This window comes from Actinomadura keratinilytica (assembly GCF_039539665.1).
GTDB classification, from domain to species: Bacteria; Actinomycetota; Actinomycetes; order Streptosporangiales; family Streptosporangiaceae; genus Spirillospora; species Spirillospora keratinilytica.
This window is the reverse complement of record NZ_BAABDO010000179.1, coordinates 1-9463: the sequence shown is the minus strand read 5'-3', so window position 1 is coordinate 9463 and position 9463 is coordinate 1. Positions and strand designations below refer to the sequence as shown.

Annotated in this window: 8 protein-coding genes; 2 read left to right on the top strand and 6 right to left on the bottom strand. The window is 75.9% G+C overall.

All coding sequences use genetic code 11. The features are described from left to right. Positions 1 to 347 precede the first annotated feature (347 nt). Together ABD879_RS30890 and ABD879_RS30885 are read left to right on the top strand one after the other, a co-directional pair. The gene (locus tag ABD879_RS30890) at positions 348 to 1406 is read left to right on the top strand and encodes an NYN domain-containing protein (protein WP_345025280.1); all 1059 of its coding nucleotides are present in this window, start codon (positions 348 to 350) and stop codon (positions 1404 to 1406) included. A gap of 91 nt (positions 1407 to 1497) precedes the next feature. Then, the gene (locus tag ABD879_RS30885; RefSeq protein WP_345025279.1) at positions 1498 to 2691 is read left to right on the top strand and encodes a YncE family protein; all 1194 of its coding nucleotides are present in this window, start codon (positions 1498 to 1500) and stop codon (positions 2689 to 2691) included. A 24-nt stretch (positions 2692 to 2715) separates the two neighbouring features. On the opposite strand, the gene ABD879_RS30880 is transcribed toward ABD879_RS30885, so the two are convergent. The 6 genes from ABD879_RS30880 to ABD879_RS30855 form a co-directional block, all read right to left on the bottom strand. Next, on the bottom strand, positions 2716 to 5907 hold the full coding sequence (locus tag ABD879_RS30880) for a BTAD domain-containing putative transcriptional regulator (protein ID WP_345025278.1): 3192 nt from the start codon (positions 5905 to 5907) through the stop codon (positions 2716 to 2718). A gap of 7 nt (positions 5908 to 5914) precedes the next feature. After that, positions 5915 to 6364, bottom strand: a complete 450-nt coding sequence (locus ABD879_RS30875) for a TadE/TadG family type IV pilus assembly protein (protein WP_345025277.1) — start codon at positions 6362 to 6364, stop codon at positions 5915 to 5917. Further along, positions 6361 to 6840 (bottom strand): TadE/TadG family type IV pilus assembly protein, encoded by a 480-nt coding sequence (locus ABD879_RS30870; protein WP_345025276.1) that lies wholly within the window; start codon positions 6838 to 6840, stop codon positions 6361 to 6363. Before ABD879_RS30870 ends, ABD879_RS30875 begins: the two co-directional genes overlap by 4 nt. Continuing rightward, on the bottom strand, positions 6837 to 7274 hold the full coding sequence (locus tag ABD879_RS30865) for a TadE family protein (protein ID WP_345025274.1): 438 nt from the start codon (positions 7272 to 7274) through the stop codon (positions 6837 to 6839). Before ABD879_RS30865 ends, ABD879_RS30870 begins: the two co-directional genes overlap by 4 nt. A gap of 89 nt (positions 7275 to 7363) precedes the next feature. After that, positions 7364 to 7585, bottom strand: coding sequence for a Flp family type IVb pilin (locus tag ABD879_RS30860; RefSeq protein WP_285494102.1), 222 nt, complete (start codon positions 7583 to 7585; stop codon positions 7364 to 7366). Between the two features lie 69 nt (positions 7586 to 7654). After that, positions 7655 to 8584, bottom strand: coding sequence for a type II secretion system F family protein (locus ABD879_RS30855; RefSeq protein ID WP_345025273.1), 930 nt, complete (start codon positions 8582 to 8584; stop codon positions 7655 to 7657). Positions 8585 to 9463 lie beyond the last annotated feature (879 nt).

The following is a 9463-nucleotide window of genomic DNA, read 5'->3' as shown; positions in this document are numbered from 1 at the left end:
CCCCGGCGCGGCGGCCGCGCGCGTCGCGCTGGGCGGACCGGTCGCGGATGGTGCGCGCGCCGCTGCCGCCGACCGGGCCGGGGGCGTGGCGGGCAAGCGGACTGCCGGGGTGACCCGGCTACTGAAGTGACACGGCCCTTCACAGGCTGACACGGCCCTTCGCCGGCCGAGGTGGTGGCGCCGCGGACGCTCCGACGGTAGCGTCGCGCGGGCTTCCCAGGGCGGGCCGGGCACGGCGCAAGCGTGTGCGGCACCCGTCCGGGGAAAAGCTGTGCCTAGAAGGAGCAGGCAGATGTAACCGTGGTTCACGCACGGGAACGGGGCCTGCACGAATAAGGTGAAAGGCCATGGCCACCTCGGAGTTCGTCCCACAGCCCGCGCGATACGCCGTGTTCGTCGACGCGGGGTACCTCTACGCGGCCTCCGGTGCCCTGCTCCTCGGCTGCAGCTCGCGCCGCGAATACCGGGTGGCGGCCGAGAAGCTCATCAAAGCGCTGACCGACCACGCCGACGACAAGCTGCTCGGCGAGCTGCTGCGGGTCTACTGGTACGACGCGGCGCCCAAGAAGCAGCCCACCGTCGACCAGCGCGTCATCGCCAACCTGCCGCTGGTGAAGCTGCGTTTGGGCAACCTGAACGCGCAGGGCCAGCAGAAGGGCGTGGACGCCCAGCTCCGCAACGACCTGGAGGCGCTGGCCCGGCACCGCGCGATCACCGACGCGGTGCTGCTGGCGGGCGACGAGGACATGCTGCCCGCCGTGGAGGCCGCGCAGCGCTACGGCGTGCGCGTCCACCTGTGGGGCGTGGAGCCCACGCACGGCTCCAACCAGGCCGAGTGGCTGGTGTGGGAGTCCGACACCGTCGAGGTGCTGCCGGCCGACTTCCTGCGCCCGTACTTCACCAAGGCCAAGGCGCTTCCGGTGCCCGCCACCCCGCCGGACGCGGCGGCGGTGCGCGACGGCGGCGGGGGCCGCGCGCCCGTGCCGTCGCCGTCCCAGGTGTTCGCCGGGCGCACCCCGGCGGTCAAGCAGCCGGCCGCGCCGGTCGGCTCCAACCCGGCCGTGCGGCAGGGCGCGCCCGCCGCCGGCGGCGCGCACGTCAACAACCACACCGCCCCCGCGTCCGGTACGGGCGAGGGCAAGCTCGGCCCCGACCGCGACCACATGCTGGAGATCGGCGAGCACGTCGCACAGAAGTGGATCTTCGAGCGGGGCCGGGACAACATCCGCGACCTGCTGCCCGGCCCGATCCTGCCGCCGGTCATCGACAAGGAGCTGCTGATCGAGGCCGAGAAGGAGCTGGGCGGCTCGCTGCGCCCCTACCAGGAGGCCCGCACCTGGCTGCGCGACGGGTTCTGGGAGCGGGTCTACCGCGAGTTCGGAATCGGCATCGGTAAGTCCTCCTAGCCGTCCCGCCTGCCTCCTCTCCCCCGCGGTTTGAGAAACCTTTCGTGATGGCTCGGGCACGCGGAGTGCGTTCGCCGCTACAGTTCCGGCCGTGTTGGGCGGATACGGACGAGATCACCGGCGACGCGCGGCCGCCACGGCGGTGCTGTGCGGCCTGCTGTCGGCGTGCGAGTCGCCCGTGCCGTTCTACCCGCCCGGCCAGGGAGCGCCGGACGACCCGGTGATCGGGCTGGGCGGTCCCGCCCCGGTCGCGGTCGCGTCGCGTCCCCGGGCCACCGCGGGCCCGGCGGCGACCGGCGCCGACGTCTACGCGGCCACCCGCCCCGGCAGGTGGAGCCCCGTGACGCGGGCGCTGCCGCCCCGCCTGTACGTGCCGAACGCCGCGACCGGGGCCGTGGACGTCCTGGCGCTGCCCGGCGGACGGCTCGTCGGCCGCATCCCCGTGCCCGGGGGCGGCCGTGACGCGCGGGTCGTCCCGTCCTGGAATCTGAAGTGGCTGTGGGTGGTGGGGCGCGACGGCCTGCTTCCGGTGAGCGCGCGCAGCGGACGCCGGGGCCGGGTGCGCCCCGTGCCCGGGGTGCGGGGCCTGTACTTCACCTCCCGTGGACGCGAGGCGGTGACCATCTCCGCGCGCAGGGTCGTCTTCCGCGACCCGGTCACCATGCGGGCGCGTGCCGCGCTGCGCCTGCCCTGCGTCGGCACCCCGCACGCCGACCTCTCCGCCGACGAGGGCACGCTCGTGCTCGCCTGCGTCCGTCCGGGCATGCTCGTCGGCGTCGACGTGGCCCGCCGCGTCACCACCGGCACGCTGGCGCTGCCCATCGGCGCCCACCCCCAGGGGGTGCGACTGTCGCCCGACGGCTCGCTGTTCTACGTGGCCGACGCCGTGCGGGGCGGCGTCTGGCTGGTGGACGCGGCGCGCCTGCAGGCGACCGGGTTCATCGTCACCGCCCCGGGCGCGTCCGGTCTGCTGCCCGGCCGGGACGCCCGAACCCTGTACGTCCTGGGCCGCGGCGACGGGTCGCTGACCGCCGTCGACTTCGCCGCCCGCCGCGTGACCGGCCGCCGGCGCCTGCCCCTTGCCGGGACGGCGGCGCTGGGCGGCGCCGCCGCCGACGGCGCCGCGCTGTGGCTCACCGCCCCGGCCGCCGGCACGGTGTACTCCGTCTCGGCGGACGACGGCGGAGTCACCGGCATGGTGCGGCTGGGCGGCCGCCCGGTGAACCCGCTGCTCTACCCCCAGCCGGCCCGCTACAGCCTGGGCGGCACCGCCCACTTCCGCTGACGGCCGCCCTCGTGTGAGCCGGGGTCAGCCGGCCCGGAGGCGCTGGGCGTAGGGCAGCAGCTCCTCGATCAGGGCCTCGGTCTCGGGCTGCAGCTCGTCGTAGGCGCTGCGGTCGAGCAGACGGGAGCGCATCTCGTCGACGACCACGTGCACCTGGTGCTCGTCGCCGGTGGCGTGGGTGGCGCGCAGCAGGTCGCGCCACAGGCCCTCGTCGTCGTAGGCCAGGCGCAGGCCGGCGCGGGCCGCGCCGACGGCGCCGCGGGCGTCGCCCTCGTCCAGGCGCAGCACGACCAGGCGGTGCGCGACGTCGATGACGCGGGCGGTCACCTCGTACTCCAGGTCGTCGGCGGCCAGCCAGGCGTACCGGCCGCGCGGCCGGTCGGCCAGCACGGGGCCGCGCACCAGGTCCAGCGCGTACGACATGTAGGCGGTCTCGGACTCCGGCTCGGCCGCCGACCGCCACACCAGCCAGCGGAACACCGCCCAGTCGACCCGCACCTCCGAGCCGAGCCGGATGCGGCCCCGCTCGTCGTAGTACAGGTTGGGGCGGCCGCGGGCGTCGCGGCCCAGCCAGTCCGACACCCGGGCGATGGACGCGTCGCGCACCCCGGCGCTGACGCCGCGCGGCCAGATCGCCCCGCCCAGCACCGTGGGGTGCACGCCGCCGGGGTGCGTGGCCAGGTAGACGAGGATCTCGGTGCACAGCTCGCGGCGGCTCTCGTCGATCGGGCCGGGTGCGTCGATCTCGATCGGGCCGAGCAGCCGGATGTCCACCGAGAACCGGCCGGTGCCGGGCGGCTCGGCCAGGCCCGACTGGTCGGCGGAGGCCAGCAGCCGGATGTCGTCGGCCACGTCCGGCAGCGGCACCGACTCCAGCCGCGACGCGGTGTGGAACAGGTCCACCACGGCGCGGTAGTGCTCCTCGGGGACGAGCTGGGCGTCCACCTCGAAGCCGAGCACCCCGGCGTGCAGCCGCCCGGCCGCGTCCAGCTCCCAGGTCCAGGTGGCGCCCTGCACCTCGCCCGCCACCAGGTAGCCGGCGGCCATCCGGGTGCCGGTGCGGGCCAGCGCGACCAGCCGGTCGGCCTCCTGCTCGGTCGGCTGCTCGGCCATGATCAGGTAGTGCGGCATCCACGCCTCGCCGAACACGCCGCGGCAGCGCCCGGTCAGCACCGAGTCGACGCCGGAGGCGGCCAGCGCCTGCCGCACCTCCTCGCTGCGGCCCTCCAGCTCGGGCAGCGCCTCGTCCAGGGTGTCGACGACGCGGATGCGGTCGGGTGCGATGCCGGCCAGGCCCTCGCCGAGGTCGCGGCCGAACCCGACCAGGGTGATCCGCATGTGGTCGGACCAGCGGTTGGTGGCCAGCTCCAGCGCGATCGCGGCCAGCGCGGAGCGGCGCACGTCCGGCGGGCCGTTCAGCGCGATCAGGCCGTGCGCGGCCTCCAGGTCGACCAGGATGCGGCCGGTGGGGTTGGTGCCGATCGACACCAGCCCCGGGTAGGGGGCGAGCACGTCACCGAGGTCGGACGCCTCCAGGGCGGGCAGTGCGTCGGCGCGCAGCCGCCACACCTGCCCGTCGTCGTAGGACTGCCAGGGGGCGGGCGGGTTGCGGTCGGCGGGGGCGATCCACAGGTCGAGGCTGGCCGGGCCCAGGTGCACGCCGTAGACGGTGGGCAGGGCGCGCCCCTCGGCGGCCATCGACCGCGACAGGTGCCGCAGCCCCAGGTCCAAAAGGCGCGCGGCCTTCTCGTCGGCGCCGAACCGCAGCGCCTGCTCGGCCTGCGCGGCGGCGCCGACCGGCCGCTTGATCATGTGGCCGAACGCGCGGTGCCACATCTGCGCGCGCCGCCGCCGGCCGAGCGCGCCGAGCAGCCCGGCGGCCAGCAGCGACGCCGCGGCCAGCCCGTGCGGCCAGTCCAGGTCGAACGGCAGGACCGCGCCGTCGCGGTGGCCCGGCACCTCGGCGCCGCCGGTGTCGGCGCGGCCGCCCATCTCGTTGGACGGCTGCGGCGCCGGGGTGCTGGACGCGTGCGGCGTCTCGGGCGCCTTGGTCTGGGACGGCTTCGGGGCGGGCGTCGTGGGGGTCTGGGCGGGTTCGGACGCCGCGGGCGCCGGAGCCGGCGCCTGGGGCGCGGGCGTCTGCGACGCGGACGCCTGGGGAGCCGGTGTCTGCGGGGCCGACGCTTGCGGGGCGGGCGTCCGCGGGGCCGGCGTGCGCGGTGCGGGAGTCTGCGGCGCGGGCTTCTGCGGTGCGGGCTTGGACGGCGTGCCCTGCTCGGGGGCGGGGCGCGGCTTCTCCTTGGGCTTGTCGGGGACGGCGTGGCCGTGCCGGAAGTAGTCGTCCAGCTCCTCGACCGGGATGACCTTGGCGTTCTTGGCGTCCGCGGGCATCTCCAGGATCCAGCCGGGGCGGATCAGGCTGGCGATCGTCAGGCGGCTGCCGTCCGGCTGGGTGCGGCCCTTGTTGAGCGCGTAGATCTCCTTGTAGCGGCGGCCGTCGCCCAGGCACTTGTCGGCGATCTCCCACAGGCTCTCGTGGTGGCGGCCCTCCGGCGGCTGCACCCGGTAGATCTTGGTGGTGCGGGCCGACCGCTCCGCGCCGGCGGCGGCCTGCTCCGGGGCGGCGTGCTCGGCCGCGGCGGCCGCCTGCGGGGCGGCGGCGACCGCGGCCACCGGGCGGAACTCCTGCGTCTGCACCTGCGCGGGACGCTGCTGGTGCAGCTCCCGGCCGGAGAACGCCGGCATGATCGCCGTGGTGGCGGTGAACAGCAGCAGCGCCGTCGCCACCAGCCGGTGCACCAGCGACTGGGTGCCGCCCGCCAGCGGCACCCGCGCGGGCACGCCGATGCCGCGCACCCCCGCGTACACCTCGACGACCACGCACAGCGCGAACTGCAGCCACGCCAGCCAGACCAGGTCCACCAGCACGGTGATCAGGGCGCTCTCGCCCATCCGCCCGGTGAGGTCGCCGATGCTCGGCAGCCGGTCGGGGATCGGCGAGCCGAACACCGCCAGCAGCGCGTAGGGCACGCCGACCAGCAGCACGGCCAGCGCGGCGATCGCGCCCAGCGCGGCGAGCACGTCGCGCGGGCCGCGGCGCCCGCCCACCCGCGCGGGCGTGCGCGTCGCCTGCCCGAGCCGGGGCGCCCTGCCGAGGCCCGGCTCTCCGCCGGTGGGGGGATCGCCTGGGAGGTTGCCTGTCCGCCGTACCGTCATCTGACCCCTATTGATCGTCTCCGCTGGTGACCGGATGGGCAGACGCCGTCGAGCTCATCGTAAACGCCCCGAACCCCGGCACGATGGACAGCAGCTGCGGCCGGACCGTCAGCTGGACGGTCACCTGCACCTGCTGGGTGTCGGCGACGCAGCTGCGGCCGGTGACGTCCTCGCCGTAGGCGTCCAGCAGGTCGCAGGCGGCCACCCGCGCCCGGCCCGGGTCGATGACCGGCTTCCCGGTGCGGCGCAGCGCATCGGTGTCGATCTCGTTGGCGCCGGCCCGCGCGGCCTGCTCGGCCATGTCGGCGGCGCGCTGCCGGGCGTGGATGGCCAGACCGCCGTCCACCAGCAGCCCGGCCAGCAGGAACACCGCCGGGGTGAACAGCACGACGTAGGTGGCGATCGTGCCGTGATCGCCGCGGGCCGGGTGCCGGCGCCGGCTCGCCCGGCGGCTCATCCCGCGCCTCCCAGCGCACCGCCGACGACGTCGGTGCCCCGGTAGGTGTAGGTGTCGATCGGCGCGACCGCCCGGCCCCGCAGCTCCTTGGTGCCGGGCAGGCCGATGAACGTCAGGTCGCCGAGGTCGACGTCGCACACGATGGTGACGGCGACGCGCCCGCCCGGCCGCCAGTCGCTGGTGTCGGTGTCCACGCGCGGCCCGCCGGCGCACCAGTCGTAGCCGTCGAGGTCGGCGCGGGCGGCCTCGTCGGCGAGCCGGACGGCGGCGCCCGCGCTGCGTCCCACGGACGCGGCGCGCACCGCGTCGCGGGCGGCGCCGTCCACCTGGCTCTGCGCGTCCACGATCCGGCCGGCCCCGGCCAGCAGCATGAGGAACGCCACGAACAGCGGCGCGACCAGCACCAGCTCCAGCGACATGGATCCCGCGTCGGGCCTGGCCGGATGTGGCCGCGGGCCGGTGGGCGTGCTCGTCACCGGGCGCCTCCCTCGCAGGCCGTGCCCTCCCCCACGTCCGGGCGGAAGCACTCGATCGGCCCCTGCGACCGCTGCGCCACGCGGAAGGTCAGGAACGGGATGACCCGCACCGCCTCCCCGCTGACCTCCACCCAGCGCTGGTCGCCGGTCTCGCCCGTCCGCACCCGCAGCCCGCTGATCAGCTGCGGGCCGATCTGGCGGACGTCGCCGGTCGCCTTGGCCACCGCCGCGTCCTGCCAGCCGCCGCCGACGGGCTGGGTGCGCGCCACCCGGGCGCCCGCCTGCGCCGCCGCCAGCGCGACGTGCCGGGCGTGGTACACCATCGCGAACTGCACCACGCACAGCATCACCAGGATCAGCACGGGCGTCAGCAGCGCCCACTCCAGGGTGGACGCGCCGCCGTCGCCGCACCCGCCGCCCCTGCGCGGCGGCACGGCTCGCGACCGGATGCGCTGTGACCGGATGCGCTGTGACCGGATGCGCTGTGACCGGATGCGGACCGGAGCGGGCATGGCCGGGCGCCTCACCCCGTCCTGATGTTGCCGGCGGCCTGCTCGACCTTCTGCTTGATCAGCACGCCGACGCCGAGCGCGATCGCGGCCAGCAGCGCCGTGATGATCGCCCATTCGATGGCCGAGGCGCCGCGGTCGCGGCCGTCGCCGGCGCGCAGCCGGTGCAGCCGGTCGCCGAGCAGCGCGCGCAGGTAGAGGATGGCCGGATCGTTCAGCGGATTGGTCGGTGGCATCGCTTCTCCTCGCCGGGGTCTGGGTCGGGCTGGGCCGGTCGGTCGTCGGGGGTCGTCGGGCGGTCATGGTCAGGCTGCCATGACCCGCATCACCGCGGGATAGGCCAGGAAGATCAGGAACGCGGCGCACAGCAGGAGCTGGGCGACGAGCATCGACTGGGACCGCTCCCCGGCCTTGCCCTCCAGCTCCGACAGCTCCCGGCTGCGCATGGACGCGGCGCGCGCCGCCAGCGACTTGCGCACCTGCGCCCCGTCGTCGGCGACCAGCGCCAGCGCGCCCGACAGGTCGCGCAGCTCGTCGATGTCCAGCTCGTCGCCGAGGCGGCCGAGCGCCTGCCAGGGCGTCTGCCCGGTGATGCGGGCGGCCGCCACCGCGTCGCGGATGCGCAGCATCGCCCAGCCCTCGCCGACGTTGGACGCGGTCACCAGCGCCTCGGGCACGCCGCGTCCGCCCGCCAGGTTCATCGACACCAGGTCCAGGAACGCGCCGACGACGTGCCGGAAGTCCTGCCGCCGCGCCCGCGCCTCCTCCTTGAGCTGCATGTCGGGAAAGAAGAAGAACAGCACCGCGAACAGCACGCAGATCCACACCGGGACCTGGAACGACACCCCGGCGCCCAGCAGCGCGAAGTATCCGGCGACCACCGGGATGAACAGCAGCGCCGCGGCGGGCAGCAGGAACTTGGTGGCCAGGAACGCCTCCAGGGAGCGCCCGGTGATGGCCAGGTCGGCGCGCACCGACTGCAGCCGCCAGCCGCGCGCCTCGCACAGCCGCACCAGCTCGCGGCCGATGCGGGCGCGCAGTCCGCCCACCTTCTCCAGCGTCGGCGACATGCGCCGGGCGGCGTCCTCCTGGTCGCGGCGGCGGGCCGCGTCGAAGGCGGCCAGCCGCGCCGCCAGCCCGGGACGCGGCGGGAACAGCGCCCGCACCAGCAGATACAGTCCGACGCCGACGACGGCGCCCGCGAGCAGCGGGCCCGTCATGCCGTCTCCCGTCATGCCGATCCCCCTCCGCCGGCGTCCATCGCGTGCCGTCCGCGCAGCACCGTGCCGTCCCCGGACGGGCCGCCCGCCCGCCACGCCGCCACCGTGGTCGGGACCTCGCCGGGGACGCCCGGCTGCGCCGTGCGCGACCCGGTCAGGAACCGCTCGGGCATATCGTGCCGGGACAGCCGCCGCAGCCACACGAACCCCACCCCGTACAGGCCGATCACCAGCGTCAGCACCAGCTGCCCGAGGAAGTCGTCGTAGGGCCGCACGTAGTCGTGGTTGAAGACGGCCAGGCCGAGTGCGGTGCCGACGGACACGCCGACGACGATGCGGACGCTGCGGCGGGTGGAGCGCCGGTCGGCCTCGACGCGGCGGCGCATGTCCAGCTCGGCGCGGGCGGACGCGGCCAGCGCGGTGAGCATGTCGCGCAGCCCGGGGCCGCGCAGCCGCGCGTTGAGGATCAGCGCGGCGATCACCAGGTCGGCGGACGGGTCGTCCAGGTCGTCGGCGAAGCGGCGCAGCGCCTCGGGCATGGGCACGCGGGTGTGCAGCCGGTCCACCAGCGTCTCCAGCGGCCCGCGCAGCACCGGGGAGGCCACCCGCAGCGACGCGGGGATGGCCTGCTCCAGGCCGACCGCCCCGGCGATCGTGTCGCGCAGCGACTCGGTCCAGGCGGCCAGCGCCTCCAGCCGCGCGATGCCGCGCCGCTCCTCCGCGGCCCCGCCCGCCAGGCCGTTCCACGCCAGCACCAGCGCGGCGGCGCCCGCCGCGCCGATCGGCCAGCGCGTCACGACCAGCACGCCCGCGCCCGCGGCGCCCGCGGCGGCGCCGCCCGTGGTCAGCGTGCGGACCAGTTCAAGTCGGATCGTAGCCATGTCGTTCTGTGAG

Coding starts and splice junctions, on each gene's coding strand:
- ABD879_RS30880 (WP_345025278.1), bottom strand. CDS start 5,907: ATGACGGTACGGCGGACAGGCAACCTCCCAGGCGATCCCCCCACCGGC.
- ABD879_RS30875 (WP_345025277.1), bottom strand. CDS start 6,364: ATGAGCCGCCGGGCGAGCCGGCGCCGGCACCCGGCCCGCGGCGATCAC.
- ABD879_RS30890 (WP_345025280.1), top strand. CDS start 348: ATGGCCACCTCGGAGTTCGTCCCACAGCCCGCGCGATACGCCGTGTTC.
- ABD879_RS30860 (WP_285494102.1), bottom strand. CDS start 7,585: ATGCCACCGACCAATCCGCTGAACGATCCGGCCATCCTCTACCTGCGC.
- ABD879_RS30855 (WP_345025273.1), bottom strand. CDS start 8,584: ATGACGGGAGACGGCATGACGGGCCCGCTGCTCGCGGGCGCCGTCGTC.